This window comes from Nocardioides sp. NPDC087217 (assembly GCF_044744805.1).
GTDB lineage: Bacteria > Actinomycetota > Actinomycetes > Propionibacteriales > Nocardioidaceae > Nocardioides.
The window spans coordinates 1-16,602 of sequence record NZ_JBIUZB010000008.1; the positions used below are offsets into that span (position 1 = coordinate 1).

The following is a 16,602-nucleotide window of genomic DNA, read 5'->3' on the forward strand; positions in this document are numbered from 1 at the left end:
CTACCCTTGACCTACAGACGCCAGCCCAACGGCTGGCCCAGCTGCTCAATCCAGCAGCTTGACCAACCGTTGCTTCGACCGGTTGAGATCGCCTCCTTCACAAGGTGTCATCGTCTAGTAAAAGGCACGCGAACCGACTTCGTGAGGGGTCCCACGACGGACTTTCCACACGGTTATCCACAGGCTGCGAGATTGTGGTCGAGGTGTCGCGAGCCCCTGCCTATCGTGCTTGACTCATGGGGATCACGACGCGCGAGGCGATACGTCGCATCTGCGAGCTGCACATGATCGGGAAGGTCGAGGCGAACCGGGTCCTGACCGCTGGCCTCGCCGGCCCGGGGCAGAAGGTTGGCAGCGCGATCGTCTACGACGAACACAGTCTGGCCGAGTTCCTGGCCCGGCCGCGCTGCACGGGCCAGACGTTGGAAGCCATCCGGCCGGTCGTCGTCAGGCTCGGCCGTGAGCGCAAGCTGAACGTCTCCCAGACCTGGGAGGAGCAGGCCGAGACCGTCAGACGAAACTGGTACGTGCCGCCTCTCCTCGGCTTGATGCTGGACCGCTGGGGCTGCCTGGACGGCCGCCGTTTCCCGCTGGTCGCGACAATCGCCAGCTGGGTGGTGTTCGGCGCGGAGGTCACCGGCCACACCTACGACAGAGGTGCGCCACCTGCCGCGAACCGCAGCACGCCGCCGCGTACCTTCCAGGTCGAACCGCCGGGCGACTGGTTCGAGCCGATCAAGGAGACCTGGCTACCGCTCGAGCACGGCCCAACGGTGACGGTCTGGGGAGCACCGACGAACGGCCCGTTGCGTGAGGTCGACTGGCTCCGGGTAGATGCCGAGAAGCAGAAGGAGCAGCTCGAGTACGAGATGTGGCTCCGATCCGCGCCGGTCCTGCGCGACGTGGCACAGGTCGGCCTGACCGACACCGACGCCATCCTGCGGGCTTGGGACCAAGATGCCCCGTCTCATCCGGAGACCGGACGAGACGGGGCAGCGTAGGGACGTTCCGCCTCAGGTGGCTCAGACAGCAGCCGGGGCCGGGAAGGTCGGGTACTCGACACCGGAGATCGACTGCACGGTGCGGACGACCTGGCAGGAGTAGCCGAACTCGTTGTCGTACCAGACGTAGAGGATGGCGGAGTCGCCGTCGACGATGGTCGCGTTGCCGTCGACGATCGAGGCGGCGCGCGAGCCGATGAAGTCGGAGGAGACCGCGTCACGGGCGGTGGTGAAGTCCACCTGGCGACGCAGCTCGCCGGTGAGCGAGGCCTCGCGGAGGTAGTCGACGACCTCTTCCTTCGAGGTCTCGCTCTTGAGCGAGAGCGACAGGATGGCGATCGAGACATCCGGGGTGGGGATGCGGATCGAGTTGCCGGTGATCTTCGCCTTCAGGTCCGGGAGCGCCTTCGCGACGGCGGAGGCGGCACCGGTCTCGGTGAGCACCAGGTTGAGCGGTGCGGAGCGGCCACGGCGGTCTGCCTTGTGGTAGTTGTCCAGCAGGTTCTGGTCGTTGGTGAACGAGTGCACCGTCTCGACGTGACCGCGGACGATGCCGAAGCGGTCCTCCATCAGCTTCAGCGGCGGCACGATCGCGTTGGTCGTGCAGGAGGCGCAGGAGATCACGGACTCGTCGCCGGTGAGGGTCTGGTGGTTGACGCCGTGGACGATGTTGGGGACGTCGCCCTTGCCCGGCGCGGTCAGCAGGACCTTCTTGATGCCCGGGCGCAGGTGCTGCGAGAGGCCCTCACGGTCACGCCACTTGCCGGTGTTGTCGATGAGGATGGCGTCCTTGATGCCGTACGCCGTGTAGTCGACCGTCGTCGGGTCGTTGGAGTAGATGAACTGGATCGGGTTGCCGTTGGCGATGATCACGCCGTTCTTCTCGTCCACCGTGATGGTGCCGGCGAACTGGCCGTGGATCGAGTCGCGGCGCAGCAGCGAGGCGCGCTTGATGAGGTCGTCCTCGCCGCCCTTGCGGACGACGACGGCCTTCAGCCGCAGACCGTGGCGCGAGCCGGCCTTCTCCACGAGGAGCCGGGCGACGAGCCGGCCGATCCGGCCGAAGCCGTAGAGCACGACGTCCTGGCCGCCGTTGCGCTCGAGCTTGTTCTCGCCCGTGGCGCCGGACAGCTTCTCGGCGACGAAGTCGTCGACGGAGAGGCCACGCTGGTCCTCGGCGTACTGGACCGCGAGCAGGCCCAGGTCGATCTTCGAGGGACCGAGGTCGAGCTTGGCGACCGCCTGGAGCAGCGGGAACGTCTCGGTGACCGAGAGCTCCTCGCCCTCGATCTGGCGCGCGAAGCGGTGCGCCTTGAGGATCGAGATGTCGGACTTGCTCACCAGCGACCGGCTGTGGACCAGGATGGTGACATCCTTCTCGCGGTAGAGCTTGCCGATGATCGGGATCATCGTCTCCGCGAGCTCCTCGCGGTGCTGCCAGTCGTTGAAGGTCTCGTCGGTGTCGCTCACAGCTCAACTTTCGGTTGCTCGGGAAGAAGGGACGGCACACCCCGCCAGGCTCGATTATCGGCGTGACGAGACCCCCGGCCACCTTGATCGATCCAACCTTGGACGCGGTGTGACCGGGGTCTCTTCGGCCCCTACGAACCGCCCTCAGAACGAGCTGGCCGAGCCTTCAGGGAGTCGCGGTCGCGGTCGGATCCTCGACGGGATCCTCGGTCGGCTCGACCGTTGCGGTCTCGGTCGGTTCGGCCGTCGGTGTCTCGGTGACCGGGTCCGTGACCGGGTCGCTGGGGGCCGGCGCGCTCGCGTCCGGGGTTTCGGAAGGCGTCGCGTCGCCGGTCTCCGTACCGCTGCTGGGGGCGATCTCGCCGTCACCCTCCGCGCCCTTGTCGTCGGGTTCCTCGCTCAGACCGGGATCCGTCCCGGTGTCGACCGAGCCGCCGACCGGCGTGGTCGGCGCGGTGCTGCTCTCGCCGGTGGTCGGCTCGACAGACGGGGTCACCTCGCCGACCTTCGGGGTGTCGTCCTGGCCGGGCAGGAGACCGGGGTTGGCGGCGACGGCCACGCCGGCCGAGACCAGGACCACGGCCGCCGCGGCCAGGACCGCGACCTTCCAGCGCCGGCCGGAAGGCTGGGCGGGATCGGCGAACGTGGGCGCCATCGTCGGCAGGTCGGCGGTGTTGGAGGACGCCGTGCCTGGGTGCGGGGGCCGAGCGATCCCGCCCGTGGTGGGTGCCGGCGGCAGCGCGCCGATGCTGGTCTCCTCCTCCGAGGTGACCGGTGCCGGCAGCAGGGTCCAGTCGCCGTTGGTGGCGAGGATGTCCGCGGCGGAGGGGCGTCCGGCCGGGTCCTCGGCCAGGCAGGCGGCGACCAGCGGGCGCAGGTAGACCGGGCAGAGACTCAGGTTGGGCGACTCGCCCTTGAGGAGATGCCCCATCGAGCCGATCTCGCCACTGAACGGCCAGCGGCCGGTGGCGGCGACGAAGGCGACCAGGCCCAGTGCCCAGATGTCGACGGCGCTGGAGAAGGTGCCTGTCTGGACCTGCTCGGGCGCCTGGTAGCCGTAGGTGCCGACCGCCTTGCCGGTCTGGGTCAGCGCGGTGCCGTCGACGGAGCGGGCGATGCCCATGTCGATCACGCACGGGTCGGTGGTGCCGTAGAGGATGTTGCCCGGCTTGATGTCGCGGTGCACCAGCCCGGCAGCGTGCACGGCGGCGAGGGCCTCGGCGACGCCGGCGACCAGTTGGCGTACGTCGATCTCGGTCAGCCGCTGGCCGGAGTTGATCAGCTTGTTGAGCGGCGGGTCGGCGACGTACTCGCTCGCCATCCAGGGCTGCTCGGCGTCGGGGTCGGCGTCGAGAACCCTCGCGGTGAACCGGCTCTCGACCCGCTTGGCTGCCTGGATCTCCCGCTCGAACCGCGCGCGGAACCCCGGGTCGGAGGTGAGCTCGGGAAGGATCGCCTTCACCGCCGCCTTCATCCCGTACGCGTCCTCGCCCAGATAGACGACGCCCATGCCGCCGTGGCCGAGGCGGCCGATGAGCACGTACGGACCCATCTCGCGGGGATCGTTCGCCGTCAGCGGGCTCACAGAGCTTGCCTGGGGGGCGGACTGGGGGGATGTGGGGATTTCCCGAGACAACTTCTCTGCTCCTGTGCACCGGCGAGTGTGTCTCGGAGCGTATCGGACTCGGCTCCGCGATCAGGTCACGCCGGGCGGAGCGTTCCGGACTCTGGGAGGATCGAGTTCATGACTGAGTCGACGGAGCAATCCACAGTGACATTGGGCCAGGGCACCGGTCCCCTCCGCGGGGTCAAGGTCGTCGAGCTGGCGGGGATCGGGCCGGGGCCGCACGCCTGCACGCTCCTCGCGGACATGGGTGCGGACGTGATCCGGGTCGACCGGCCGGGCGGCAACGTGCTCGGCGGCGGCGCCGGCGACCTGCTCACCCGTGGCCGGCCGAGCATCGCGCTGGACCTCAAGAGCCCGGACGCCGTCGAGACCGTCCTGCGCCTGGTGGAGACCGCCGACGTGCTCATCGAGGGACTGCGCCCGGGCGTCACCGACCGCCTCGGCCTGGGGCCTGACACCTGTCTGGAGCGCAACCCGCGCCTCGTCTACGGCCGGATGACCGGCTGGGGCCAGGACGGCCCGCTGGCCCAGTCCGCCGGCCACGACCTCACCTACATCGCCACCACCGGCGTGCTCAACGGGCTGGGCCAGGACCGGGCCCGTCCGCACTTCCCGCTCAACCTGCTCGGCGACTTCGGGGGCGGATCGACCTACCTGGTGATGGGCATCCTGGCCGCGCTCGTCGAGGCCAAGACCACCGGCCAGGGGCAGGTCGTCGACGCCGCGATCGTGGACGGCACCGCCCACCTCGCCACGATGATCTCCGGGATGCTCGCCACCGGCACCTGGCACGAGCAGCGGCAGAGCAACCTGCTCGACGGCGCGATGCCGTTCTACGCGCTCTACGACACCTCCGACGGCCGACAGGTCGCGGTCGGTGCGCTGGAGGGCAAGTTCTTCGCCGAGATGGTCACCCGGCTCGGGCTCGACGGGATCTGCCCGGGGCAGTACGAGATGGAGCGCTACGACGAGATGCGCGACCTCTTCGCCAAGACCTTCGGGTCCAAGACGATGGCCGAGTGGGCCGAGCTCTTCGAGGGCACCGACGCCTGCGTCGCCCCCGTCCTCACCCCCTCCGAGGCCGCTGAGCATCCGCACCTGCAGGCCCGCCAGACGTACGTCACCCACCACGGCGTCACCCAGCCCGCCCCGGCTCCGCGGTTCAGCCGGACCACCTCCACCTTGGGTGCGGGACCGGCGGCCAGTGCCGGCCAGCACACCCGCGAGGCCCTCGCCGCCTGGGGCATCGACGACGCTGACGCGCTGATCGAGAAGGGCGCCGCGTTCCAGGACTGACGCGAAGCGGACTGTGTTGGTCTCGACCCGCCTCCGCCTAGCGGCTCCGGCGGCTCGACCAGCGGTTGTCTCGTCGGTCGAGCCCGGCGAGCGCCACCGAGCCGGTGTCGAGACCAACACAGTCGCCAACGAGAAACGGCGCGGCGTACGACCCGAAGGTCATACGCCGCGCCGTTCTATGTGACGCGGGCTTGCTCAGTCCTTGTTGACCAGAGCAGCAGCGCGGCGACGCAGGACCACGACGAGCGCGGTGCCGGCAGCGGCGGCGCCGGCGAGCATGGCCAGCAGCGGCCACATCGCGGGAACGGCCGAGTCGCTCTCACCGGCGAGACCGGCGTCGATGTTGGTCGGGACCTCGGAGTCGGTCACCGGCGCCTCGGAGGACTCCTCCTCGGCGGGCTCCGTCTCGTCGGAGACGGGGGTGGCCTCGGTCGGCGTCTCGGACGGCTCCTCAGACGGCTCCTCCGACGGGGTGGGCTCCTCGGACGGGCTGGGCGTCGGCGTCGGGGTCGGCTCCTCGACTGCGCAGTTCTTGAACCAGAAGACCTTGGTCTTGGTGTCGTTGCCGATGCTGCCCGGGGTGTGGATGGTCACCTTCGCGTGGAAGCCCTGCTTCGGGTGGGCGAGGCCGGTGGCGGACAGGGTGTAGGTCTGGCGCGCGTCGAGGCCGTCCTCGGTGCCCGCGCCGCTGGCGGAGTCCCCGCCGACGAAGACCTTCTCCGGACCGTCGACGGTCAGCTCGCCGCCGTCCGTGGGCGAGTGCAGCTCGAAGCCAATCGTGGATTCGATCTCCTCGCCCTCGTCGAAGCCGTACCACTCGATGTCGAGGGTGCAGCCCACGTGGGGCTGGTTCTCCGGCACGTCGTCGATGTTGCCGTGCTGGATGACCTTGACCGTGCCGTTGTTGCCGGCCGGGTCAGTCGCGAACGCCGGGGCGGCTGAGAGCCCGGCAAGGGTGACGCCGGCGACGATCGCGCTGGCGCGTACGAAACTCAACACTCGAAAACCTTTCGAAGATCATTCGACCGCACTATGCGGTCCGCATGCAGCCTCAGCCACCGAAAGCGATGGGTGAGTGACCCCGAAATCGCTGTGGATGCTACGCCGCCCCCACAGCTGCAGACGGCAGCGTAGTGACCCCGCGCGCACGCGAGTAAGGGGGGCACGTCGGTGTTACCAAGCCGTTCCTCAATCGGTGATCCTCTGGTTTGCTTGCAAAAGTTCGCGGTACAGGGTGTCGCAAACACGTACTCCCGGGTAACCTGGCCCACATGCATGTCGACGTACTGATCATCGGTGCCGGCGTCTCCGGCATCGGAGCGGCCGCACAGCTCCGTGAGCGCCTTCCCGGGAAGACGATCGCGATCCTCGAGCAGCGCGATGCCAGTGGCGGCACCTGGGACCTCTTCCGCTATCCGGGCATCCGCTCCGACTCCGACATGTTCACCTTCGCCTTCAAGTGGCGGCCGTGGCAGCACGCAACTGCGCTCGCCGACGGTCACCAGATCCGTGACTACCTCCGTCAGACGGCGAAGGACTACGGCGTCGACAAGCTGATCCGTTACGGCCACAAGGTCACCGGTGCCGCGTGGAGCACCGAGGACAAGCAGTGGACGGTCTCCGTCGAGACCGCCGACGGCCCGGCCGAGATCACTGCCGGCTTCCTGTGGAACTGCTCGGGCTACTACGACTACGCCAACGGCTATCAGCCGGAGTTCGCCGGTCTCGACGACTACGAGGGCACCTTCGTCCACCCGCAGCACTGGCCCGAGGACCTCGACTACGCGGGCAAGAAGGTCGTCATCATCGGCTCCGGCGCGACCGCCGTCACCCTCCTGCCCAACCTGGCGGGCGAGGGCAGCGACCGGGCCGAGAAGGTGACGATGCTGCAGCGCACTCCGACGTACATCCTCTCCCGTCCGGGTCAGGACGCGATCGCCTCGCTGCTGAAGACGGCGCCGTTCAAGCTGCTCGGCAGGCTCCCCTTCAAGCGCGTGCGCGAGAAGATCGGCCACGAGGCCGTTCGCTGGGAGAACATCGCCCTCACCGTCGGCACCTACCAGATCGCCCGCCGCGCTCCCGGCGTGGTGAAGAAGGTGATCCGCGACCAGTGGATCAACGGTCTCACCGCCCGCGGCGGCCGTCCCGGCATGACCAAGGACGAGGCGATCGCTTACGTCGACAAGCACTTCAACCCGCCCTACAACCCGTGGGACCAGCGCATCTGCTTCGTCCCCGACGGCGACATGATGAAGTCGATCCGCGAGGGGTACGCCGCGGTCGTGACCGACCGGATCAAGACGTTCGTGCCGAAGGGCATCGAGCTCGAGTCGGGCGAGACGCTCGAGGCCGACATCGTCATCTCCGCCACCGGCCTCAACCTCAGGCTCTTCGGCGGCCTCGACTACACCGTCGACGGTGAGCCGGTCAGCCTGCCCGAGCAGATGGCGTACAAGGGCCTGATGATCACCGGGATCCCGAACTTCGCCTACACCATCGGTTACACCAACGCCTCCTGGACGCTCAAGGCCGACTTGGTCACCGACTACGTGATCCGGCTGCTCGACTTCATGGGGGAGAACGGCTACGACGTCGCCGCGGTCACCCGCGACCCGAGCGTCGAGGAGCGGCCGTTCATGGACCTGGCCTCCGGTTACATCCAGCGATCGCTGGACCTCATGCCGAAGGCCGGCGACCGGGCGCCGTGGACCGCGAAGCAGAACTACCTCGTGGACATGAAGGCGCTCGGGACTCCGGTCGCCGACGGCGTGATCCGGTTCGCCTGATCCCTCTCTGTGATTACTGTGACAGGCATTCCAGACCCGGCGTGAAGTACGTGGGACTACGATGGTCCCACCATGGATGGCAGGGCAGTTCGCTGGAAGCGTCACAACGATGACCGACGAAAGCGCATCGTCGATGCCGCGATCGGTCTGATCGAGACCGACGGCGTCAACGTCAGCCTGCAGGCGATCGGCCAGGCCGCGGGGCTCTCCCGCTCGGTGGTCTACCGCCATTTCGCCGACCGGCGTGAGCTCGACCTCGCCATCCAGGCCGACATCCTCGACGGTCTGTGGGCCAAGCTGTTCCCGGCGATGGAGCTGACCGGATCGATCCGGCAGATCATCTCCCGCACCGTGGGGGCGTACGTCAACTGGGCACTCGAGCACCCGCTCCTGCACCAGGTGGCCGATGTCGACACCGCGCCGAACGGCACCGGTCCGCTCCAGCAGGGCCTCGACCGGATCGCGGAGCGGATCAAGGAGCTGATCCTGGCCGCTTTCGAGCTGAGCGGCGTGGAGGTCTCCGAGATCGACAAGAAGGCCGTCGACCCGCTGATCTACGGCCTGATCGGGATGGTCTTCGGCGCCGTACGCCGCTGGGTCCACCTGGGCGAGGGCATCCCCGACGCCGAGCATCTGACCTCGGTCGTCACGGAGGCCGTGCTTGCCATGATCGACACCCGCACGACGGCGTACGGGCTCTCGATCGACCACGACCAGCCGCTGGAGGAGCTCCTCGGCTGATCGAGCTCAACCGGGCAGGGTCAGGTCCGCCGGCACCACGCGACCCAGCGCGGCGCGGCAGGCGATGATCCCCGGTGAGTCGGCGATGGCGGTGCGGGTAGCCGTGAAGACCGTACGCCGCGGCGCCCCCGGCAGCTCGATGAGCCGCACGGCCGTCCGGTGGCGTACGCGCATCAGGTCGGAGAGCAGCGCGACGGCGTTGCCGGACTCGACCAGTGCGACGTGCGCCTCGACGTCGTCGGTCTCGTAGCGGACCTCGGGCTCGAAGCCTGCCCGGCGGCACTGCTCCTCGATCCAGTGGCGGGACGCCGTGCCCGGCGGCTCCATCGCCCACGGGACGCGACCCGCGTCGGCCAGCGAGGTGATGCCGTCCCAGATCTCTCCGGAGCCTTCGGGCGGGACGGCGAGCCGGAGCCGGTCGGTGGTGAGCGGCTGCCGGTCGAGACCGTCGAAGTGCGGTGCGCCATGGTCGGGATAGTGCTCGGCGACCACCAGGTCGAGCTCGCGCAGAGCGAGGTCGTTGAGCGCCTGCTCGGGCGCGCGTTGGGACAGCATGACCCGCAGCCGTGGATGGCGGCGGGTCAGGTCGGCGAGAGCCTGCGGCATGTAGGCGAGAGCCACGGACTGGAAGACGGCGACCCGGACCGTGCCGGCGGTCTCGTCGCCGAGCGAGGTGACCGCGGCCTCGGCCGCCTCGAGCCGCGCCAGGATCTCGGTCGTGTGCTCCACGAGGACCTCGGCTGCGGCGGTGAGCTGGACCCGCCGTCCGGCCTTGCGCAGCAGCGGCACCCCGACCTCGCGCTCGAGCTGGCCGAGCTGCTGGGAGACCGATGACGGGCTCTGATGGAGGGCCTCGGCGACCTCGGCCAGGGTCCCGCGCGCGGCGAGCTCGGCGAGCAGCCGGAGGCGGCGGACGTCGAGCATCTCAATCCTCCTGTCGAAGCGGAGCCCGAGACGGATAGTTCAGTTTGTCTTATGAATAAGGTCCAAGAAACATCGCTTTATCTTACGTGACTCTGGTCGCATACTCGGCTCTATGACCACCAATGACGCGCTCATCTCCGAGGTCGACCACCTCGTTCGCGGCTGGCTGGCGAAGGCTTCGACCAAGCCCGCCGCCCCGGCCGCACAGCGCCTCGCCGACGTACTCAAGGATCCCGCCGGACTCGACTTCACCGTCGGTTTCGTCGACCGCGTGATCCGGCCCGAGGACGTACGCGTGGCCGCGGCCAGCCTCCGTGAGCTGGCCGGCAACGTACCTTCGTTCCTGCCCTGGCACCTGAAGCTCGGCGTGAAGCTGGGCGCGCTGATGTCGCTGGTCGCGCCGTGGTTCGTCATTCCGGTGGCGCGCCGTGCGCTGCGGCAGATGGTGGGCCACCTGCTGATCGACGCCTCCGACGCTCGGCTCGGCAAGCAGATCGAGCGGATTCGCGAGCGCGGCGTGAACCTCAACATCAACCTCCTCGGCGAGGCCGTCCTCGGCCAGAAGGAGGCCGACCGTCGTCTGGCCGGGATCCGCAAGCTGCTCGCGCGCGACGACGTCGACTACGTCTCGGTGAAGGTCTCCTCGCCGGTCGCGCCGCACGCGGTGTGGGCGTACGACGAGGCGGTCGAGCACGTCGTCGAGCGGCTCCTCCCGCTCTACACCTACGCGGCGACGTCCTCCGCCGCCGGGACGAAGAAGTTCATCAACCTGGACATGGAGGAGTACCGCGACCTCGACATGACCATCGACGTCTTCACGCGGCTCCTCGACCGGCCCGAGCTGGCCGACCTGGAGGCGGGCATCGTCCTGCAGGCGTACCTGCCCGACGCCATGGCCGCGATGATGCGGCTCCAGGAGTGGTCGGCTGCTCGGCGTGCGCGTGGGGGCGCGGCGATCAAGGTGCGACTGGTGAAGGGCGCCAACCTGCCGATGGAGCACGTCGAGGCGTCGCTGCACGGCTGGCCGGTCGCGACATGGTCGACCAAGCAGGACTCCGACACCAACTACAAGCGGGTGCTGTCCTGGGCGCTGACGCCCGAGCGGATGGCCAACGTGCGCGTCGGCGTCGCCGGTCACAACCTGTTCGACGTGGCGTACGCCTGGATCCTTGCTGGTCAGCGTGGGGTTCGTGACTCCGTCGAGTTCGAGATGCTGCTGGGCATGGCCGAGGGCCAGGCCGAGGCGGTCCGCGAGACCGTGGGTGGCCTGCTGCTCTACGTGCCGGTCGTGCACCCGAAGGACTTCGACGTCGCCATCGCCTACCTCGTGCGTCGCCTCGAGGAGGGCGCCAGCACCGAGAACTTCATGTCGGCCGTCTTCGACCTCAACTCCTCCGAGGCGCTGTACAAGCGTGAGAAGGAGCGGTTCGTACGCTCCCTCGCGGCTGTCGACGACTCCGTGCCGCCGCCCAACCGGACCCAGGACCGCCGTTCGCCGGTCGCCGATGACGTCCAGACCGTCTTCGAGAACACCCCCGACACCGACCCGCACCTGCCGGGAAACCGGGAGTGGGGCAAGGCGATCATCGCCCGGGTGGGCTCCTCGACGCTCGGCGACCAGCTGGTCGCCGACCACACGCTGACCTCGGTGGAGGCCGTGGAGTCGGTGCTCGAGGGTGCCGTCGGCGCTCAGGCCGACTGGGGCCGCAAGACCGGCGCCGAGCGGGCCGCCGTGCTGCGCGCCGCCGCGGTCGAGGTCGAGCGGCGCCGGGCCGAGTGGCTCGAGGTCGGCGCCTCCGAGTGCGGCAAGACCCTCGACCAGGGTGACCCCGAGGTCTCCGAGGCGATCGACTTCCTCAACTACTACGCGAGCCTGGCCGAGGAGCTCGACAGCGTCGACGGCGCGCGCCAGGTGCCGGTGCGGTTGACGCTCGTCACCCCGCCGTGGAACTTCCCGCTCGCCATCCCGACCGGTGGCGTCGCGGCCGCGCTCGCGGCCGGGTCGGCCGTGGTGATCAAGCCGGCCCCGCAGGCGCAGCGCTGCGGCTCGGTACTGGTCGAGACGCTGTGGGCCGCGGGGGTGCCGAAGGAGGTGCTCCGACTGGTCCACGTGCCGGAGAACGAGGTCGGTCGCGCACTGATCGCCTCGCCGCTGGTCGACCGGCTGGTGCTGACCGGTGCGTTCGACACGGCCGAGCTCTTCCGCTCGTTCCGTCCGGACCTGCCGCTGCTGGCCGAGACCTCCGGCAAGAACTCGCTGGTGGTCACGCCGGACGCGGACCTCGACCTGGCCGTCAAGGACCTCGTCTACTCCGCCTTCGGCCACGCCGGGCAGAAGTGCTCGGCCGCGTCGCTGGGCATCCTGGTCGGCTCGGTCGCGACCTCGCGCCGCTTCCGCGATCAGCTGATCGACGCGGTGACCTCGCTTCGTGTGGGTTATCCGACGGACCCGACGGTGCAGGTCGGCCCGGTCATCGAGCCGGCCTCCGGCAAGCTGCTCAAGGCGCTGACCACGCTCGCCCCTGGCGAGACGTGGCTGGTGAAGCCGCGCCAGCTCGACGACACCGGCCGGCTCTGGTCGCCGGGTGTGAAGACCGGCGTCAAGCGTGGCTCCGAGTTCCACCTGACCGAGTACTTCGGTCCCGTCCTCGGCCTGATCTCCGCCTCCTCGCTCGACGAGGCTCTCGAGATCCAGAACGAGGTGGACTACGGCCTCACCGCCGGCATCCACAGCCTCGACCGCGCCGAGATCTCGCAGTGGCTCTCGTCGGTGGAAGCGGGCAACGTCTACGTCAACCGCGGCATCACCGGTGCGATCGTGCGCCGTCAGCCGTTCGGCGGCTGGAAGAAGTCGGCAGTGGGCGCCGGGACGAAGGCCGGCGGGCCCAACTACCTGGTCGGTCTCAGCGACTGGGTGCCGGCTCCCGCCACCGAGCTCGCGACGCCGGCTCCTGCCGTACGGTCGCTCGTCGACTGGGCCGCGCGGCTGCAGCTGGACGAGATCGACATGCTCAAGCGTGCGGCCGGGTCGGACGCCCTCGCCTGGGAGCGCGAGTTCGGTGCCGCCCGGGACGTCTCGCGACTGACCGCCGAGGTCAACGTGCTGCGCTACTCGCCGGTGCCGGTCACGATCCGGTACGAGGGTGGGCCGGTCGTTCACCTGCTGCGCGTCCTCGCCGCCGGTGTCGCCGCTGGGGCTCCGGTGACGGTCTCCGTCGCCGACGCCCTGGACGACGAGACCGCCTCGCTGGTGCGGGCTACCGGTGCGACGTACGTCGTCGAGGACGCCGCCGCATGGGCGTCGATCCTCTCAGGCCGAAGCGGAGCCCGAGGCGATATGCAGGGCCCGTATGCACCCGACCGCGTACGCCTCCTGGGTGGGTCGCGCGAGGCCTTCGCGGAGGCGAGCCGGGGCCGCGTCGACATCGCCCTCTACGCCCAGCCCGTCGTCGAGGCCGGCCGGATCGAGCTGCTCACGTTCCTGCATGAGCAGGCCGTCTCGGTCACCGCCCACCGCTTCGGCTCGCCGACGCCGCTGGTGGACAACCTCTTCTGACAAGTCAGCGTCGAGTCGGCTCGTCATGACGAGCCGACTCGACGCGAATCCGGGTCAGAACGAGCCGGCTCGGCGCTCTGCCGTCTGATCGCGGCCGCCTACAGTGGTGCCATGACCTCGATCGCGCGGACCGCCGCGCGCGTCCTGCTGGGCGTTGCGATGGCGGGCGCCGGAGTGGCGCACCTGACCACCCAGCGCGAAGAGTTCCGAGCGCAGGTGCCCGACTGGTTCCCGGTCGATGAGGATCTGACGGTGCTCGCTTCGGGCGTCGTCGAGATCGGGCTCGGGGTGGCCTTCGTCGCGCTGCCGAGGAAGCGACGGCTCATCGGAGGGCTGCTCGCCGCGTTCTTCGTGGTGATCTTCCCCGGCAACATCGCACAGTACGTCGAAGGCGTCGACGCGTTCGGTCTCGACACCGACCAGAAGCGGTTGGTCCGGCTGTTCTTCCAGCCTGTGCTCGTTGTCTGGGCTCTGTTCGGCGGCGGTTGGTTGCGACGTTCTGGGCACGACGACCTGACCTGACCGGTCTGGCATTACTGCCGAGTCGGCGCATCCGACCCCTCTCGCTCGCTTCGCTTCGCGAGGCACGGGGTCAGATGCGCCGACTCGGCATGCCCGCGGGTCAGGGTGCTGCTGACTGGGCCCCCGCCCACGTACGCAGGTAGGACTCGGAACCGCGGACGATGTCGTCGATGACGTCCTGGCCGCCGGTGAGGCGGAGGTCCTCGAGGTAGTCGGGGATCATCCCGTAGTGGGCGACACCGTCGGTGTTGTAGTCCCAGATCCGCTGGCCGGTGACCTGCCGGTCGATGACAGAGCCGCCGTCGAAGCTGCGGAACGGGTAGCTGACACGAGTCTTCGCCGGGCCGGGCGTGCCGCCGAAGCCGTTCATGTCGAAGCCGAACCCGATGCCCGCGCCGTAGCGGTCACGGACGGGGGCGGTGCGGGCGTACTCGGCCAGGAACTGGTCGGTGCTGTGGCCGTAGACCGTCGAGAAGCCGCCGAGGGCGTAGAGCCGGTCGAGGTAGCGCTCGTCCATCCAGGAGTGGCTCGCGAGCGCTCCGGGATAAGAGGTCTCCTCGAGGATGTCGAGCGTGCGATCCGCGGCCTTGGCGCTCATGTGGTCGACCTCGACCATCATGCCGCGCTTGATCAGCCCGCGGAGGGCGTATTCGCCGAGGGCCGAGAGCCCGTAGGGGTTGCAGACGGTGCCCTCGGGATAGATCGGCGGCTGCGGCAGCCAGGCGAGCTCTGCGGGACGGTCGACCAAGCGCGGGTTGTTGTCGTGCGGCTGGCCGGGGTCGCAGGCCTTCGGCGTCCAGAACGTCCCGGTGGTGAGGAACTGCCCGGCGTTGATCAGCAGCCCGGTCGTGCCCTTGTCGTAGCGGACCCCGCACAGCGCGTTGTCGAACTTGTGGCACAGGAACATCGAGGAGACCCCGAGCGACTTCAGCTCGTCGAGACCGGCGTCGATGTTGGCGCGGGTGCACGAGGGCAGCCGCAGCTTCTGGGAGCAGCCGAACGGCTCGGAGGTCTCCACGCCGAGCACGACGGCGAGCTTGCCGCCCTCGATCACGTCGCGCGCCTGCTCGGCGTCGGTGACGATCCGGTACCACCCGCGACCCTCGCCGCCGTACTGCGCGTCGATGAAGGCCTGGGTGTCGTACGCATCCCGGGCCTGCCTCCGCACGGCCGTCATCTCGTCACAGGACTGGTGGGTGCCGGGGTTGATCGCGCACAGCGCCTTGTTGCTGGTCAGCTGCACCACGAGGATCCGCTGTCCACCGCGCCAGGCGCGCTCGACCCAGCGGTAGTACATCTGCTGGTGGGTCAGCGAGTCGTAGGCCGGCCAGTCCTTGAACGAGGGCCAGCCGGTGGTGTCGTGGAACCCGAGCGGGCTGCCGGTGCGGGTCAGGTTCTCCAGCAGGGCGGTCTCGCCGGCGATCCCGTGGGAGGGGCAGTCCTTGAGCGCGTCCGCGATCCCGGCCTCGGAGAAGGCCTTCCCGCAGACCGCCGCGCCACCGATCCCGTCCTGCATGAACATGTGGCTGTGGGCGTCGACCAGCCCCTGCACCGTGCCGTCCGGGGCGGTCCCCGTGAACGGCTCGCCGCTCACGTTGACCTCGGACTCCGGCGACGGCAGCCGCCGCTCCACGTCATCGCCCGAGGCTGGTGGACCCACCATCGCGACGGTCACCGCGAGGGCGATCACAGCGAGCAGGGACGTACGTCTGATGCGCATGTGGCCTCCCGATGACCAGCGGCATATTTACTGCTATGGGTATCGCAACCTAGCAGTTGCTTGGGTCGTTCGGGGCCATATCTCCGCAGGTCGTCCGCTCTGACAGACTGACGAGCATGACCATCGCGATCATCGGTGCAGGCAACATGGGTGGGGCTGTCCTCGCCGGACTTCTCGAGGCCGGTCACGCTCCGGAGAGCGTCATCGTCGTCGAGGCACGCGAGGAGCAGGCCGCCGCGCTCCGCGAGAAGCACGGGATTCGTACGCTGCCGGCCGCCGAGGCCGTGGCCGAGGCCGACGTGGTAGTGCTGGGCGTGAAGCCCTACGGCGTCGTGCCGGTGCTGGAGTCGGTCGCGGCGTCACTGAGGGAAGGCGCCACGGTGGTCTCGCTGGCCGCCGGTATCCCGACGTCCGCGATGGAGCCGGCCGTGCCGGACGGCGTCTCGGTCGTGCGGGTCATGCCCAACACGCCTGCCCTGGTCGGTGAGGGCATGTCCGCGGTCGCCGGTGGCGCCAAGGCGACGCCGGAAGCCATCGAGGCCGCGGCTGACCTGATGGGTGCCGTCGGCAAGGTCGTCACCGTGCCCGAGTCGCAGATCGACGCCGTCACCGCGATCAGCGGCTCCGGCCCGGCGTACGTCTTCATGGTCGCCGAGGCCTGGATCGAGGCGGGCGTCCACCTGGGTCTGACCAGGGACGACGCGACCACGCTCGTCATCCAGACCCTGTCCGGATCCGCGGAGCTGCTCAAGAGCGGGACCCACCCCGCGATCCTCCGCGAGCAGGTCACCTCCCCGGGCGGCACGACCGCCGCTGCGCTCGGCGCACTGGAGCAGAACGGCCTGCGGGCGGCCTTCCTCGAGGCCACCCGCGCCGCCTACGTACGCTCCAAGGAGCTGTCCTAGCCCTGCTGGTCGAGCCGCGAGCGCCAGCGAGCGTGTCGAGACCAACACGGTACC

Annotated in this window: 12 protein-coding genes; 7 read left to right on the plus strand and 5 right to left on the minus strand. The window is 69.3% G+C overall.

Features of this window, described 5'->3' with window-relative positions:
- Positions 1-236: 236 nt before the first annotated feature.
- Positions 237-1,001 carry a hypothetical protein gene (locus tag ACIO3S_RS25995; protein ID WP_400468866.1) on the plus strand — a complete coding sequence of 255 codons (765 nt, stop codon included), beginning with the start codon at positions 237-239 and terminating at the stop codon, positions 999-1,001.
- Between the two features lie 21 nt (positions 1,002-1,022).
- On the opposite strand, the gene ACIO3S_RS26000 is transcribed toward ACIO3S_RS25995, so the two are convergent.
- Together ACIO3S_RS26000 and ACIO3S_RS26005 are read right to left on the minus strand one after the other, a co-directional pair.
- Entirely contained in the window at positions 1,023-2,471 is a 1,449-nt protein-coding gene (locus tag ACIO3S_RS26000) for a glyceraldehyde-3-phosphate dehydrogenase (RefSeq protein ID WP_400468868.1), read from the minus strand.
- Between the two features lie 166 nt (positions 2,472-2,637).
- Positions 2,638-4,056: a protein kinase gene (locus tag ACIO3S_RS26005; RefSeq protein ID WP_400468870.1), complete on the minus strand. Its 1,419-nt coding sequence runs from the start codon at positions 4,054-4,056 to the stop codon at positions 2,638-2,640.
- A gap of 159 nt (positions 4,057-4,215) precedes the next feature.
- Here ACIO3S_RS26005 and ACIO3S_RS26010 point away from each other — a divergent pair, with 159 nt between their 5' ends.
- Positions 4,216-5,394 (plus strand): CaiB/BaiF CoA transferase family protein, encoded by a 1,179-nt coding sequence (locus ACIO3S_RS26010; protein WP_400468871.1) that lies wholly within the window; start codon positions 4,216-4,218, stop codon positions 5,392-5,394.
- A gap of 195 nt (positions 5,395-5,589) precedes the next feature.
- Here the strand turns inward: ACIO3S_RS26010 and ACIO3S_RS26015 are convergent, their stop codons facing one another.
- Positions 5,590-6,390, minus strand: a complete 801-nt coding sequence (locus ACIO3S_RS26015; RefSeq protein ID WP_400468873.1) for a hypothetical protein — start codon at positions 6,388-6,390, stop codon at positions 5,590-5,592.
- 275 nt (positions 6,391-6,665) lie between these two features.
- On the opposite strand from ACIO3S_RS26015, the gene ACIO3S_RS26020 reads away from it, so the two are divergent.
- On the plus strand, positions 6,666-8,180 hold the full coding sequence (locus ACIO3S_RS26020; RefSeq protein WP_400468875.1) for a flavin-containing monooxygenase: 1,515 nt from the start codon (positions 6,666-6,668) through the stop codon (positions 8,178-8,180).
- A 72-nt stretch (positions 8,181-8,252) separates the two neighbouring features.
- Positions 8,253-8,921 carry a TetR/AcrR family transcriptional regulator gene (locus tag ACIO3S_RS26025; protein WP_350717966.1) on the plus strand — a complete coding sequence of 223 codons (669 nt, stop codon included), beginning with the start codon at positions 8,253-8,255 and terminating at the stop codon, positions 8,919-8,921.
- Between the two features lie 6 nt (positions 8,922-8,927).
- Here ACIO3S_RS26025 and ACIO3S_RS26030 read toward each other — a convergent pair whose 3' ends face one another.
- Complete coding sequence (locus tag ACIO3S_RS26030) at positions 8,928-9,845, minus strand: LysR family transcriptional regulator (RefSeq protein WP_350839975.1); 918 nt, start codon at positions 9,843-9,845, stop codon at positions 8,928-8,930.
- A gap of 112 nt (positions 9,846-9,957) precedes the next feature.
- Here ACIO3S_RS26030 and ACIO3S_RS26035 point away from each other — a divergent pair, with 112 nt between their 5' ends.
- Both ACIO3S_RS26035 and ACIO3S_RS26040 read left to right on the plus strand, forming a co-directional pair.
- Positions 9,958-13,401 (plus strand): bifunctional proline dehydrogenase/L-glutamate gamma-semialdehyde dehydrogenase, encoded by a 3,444-nt coding sequence (locus ACIO3S_RS26035; protein WP_400468877.1) that lies wholly within the window; start codon positions 9,958-9,960, stop codon positions 13,399-13,401.
- A gap of 111 nt (positions 13,402-13,512) precedes the next feature.
- Positions 13,513-13,923: a hypothetical protein gene (locus ACIO3S_RS26040; protein ID WP_400468879.1), complete on the plus strand. Its 411-nt coding sequence runs from the start codon at positions 13,513-13,515 to the stop codon at positions 13,921-13,923.
- A gap of 100 nt (positions 13,924-14,023) precedes the next feature.
- Here ACIO3S_RS26040 and ACIO3S_RS26045 read toward each other — a convergent pair whose 3' ends face one another.
- Entirely contained in the window at positions 14,024-15,643 is a 1,620-nt protein-coding gene (locus ACIO3S_RS26045; protein ID WP_400468881.1) for a Coagulation factor 5/8 type domain-containing protein, read from the minus strand.
- A 116-nt stretch (positions 15,644-15,759) separates the two neighbouring features.
- On the opposite strand from ACIO3S_RS26045, the gene proC reads away from it, so the two are divergent.
- Complete coding sequence (gene proC / locus ACIO3S_RS26050) at positions 15,760-16,548, plus strand: pyrroline-5-carboxylate reductase (RefSeq protein WP_400468883.1); 789 nt, start codon at positions 15,760-15,762, stop codon at positions 16,546-16,548.
- Positions 16,549-16,602: the final 54 nt, after the last annotated feature.

What these genes read in the sequence shown, in the direction of transcription:
- ACIO3S_RS25995 (WP_400468866.1), top strand. Translation starts at nt 237, where the DNA reads ATGGGGATCACGACGCGCGAGGCGATACGTCGCATCTGCGAGCTGCAC.
- ACIO3S_RS26010 (WP_400468871.1), top strand. Translation starts at nt 4,216, where the DNA reads ATGACTGAGTCGACGGAGCAATCCACAGTGACATTGGGCCAGGGCACC.
- ACIO3S_RS26020 (WP_400468875.1), top strand. Translation starts at nt 6,666, where the DNA reads ATGCATGTCGACGTACTGATCATCGGTGCCGGCGTCTCCGGCATCGGA.
- ACIO3S_RS26025 (WP_350717966.1), top strand. Translation starts at nt 8,253, where the DNA reads ATGGATGGCAGGGCAGTTCGCTGGAAGCGTCACAACGATGACCGACGA.
- ACIO3S_RS26030 (WP_350839975.1), bottom strand. Translation starts at nt 9,845, where the DNA reads ATGCTCGACGTCCGCCGCCTCCGGCTGCTCGCCGAGCTCGCCGCGCGC.
- ACIO3S_RS26035 (WP_400468877.1), top strand. Translation starts at nt 9,958, where the DNA reads ATGACCACCAATGACGCGCTCATCTCCGAGGTCGACCACCTCGTTCGC.
- ACIO3S_RS26040 (WP_400468879.1), top strand. Translation starts at nt 13,513, where the DNA reads ATGACCTCGATCGCGCGGACCGCCGCGCGCGTCCTGCTGGGCGTTGCG.
- ACIO3S_RS26045 (WP_400468881.1), bottom strand. Translation starts at nt 15,643, where the DNA reads ATGCGCATCAGACGTACGTCCCTGCTCGCTGTGATCGCCCTCGCGGTG.
- proC (WP_400468883.1), top strand. Translation starts at nt 15,760, where the DNA reads ATGACCATCGCGATCATCGGTGCAGGCAACATGGGTGGGGCTGTCCTC.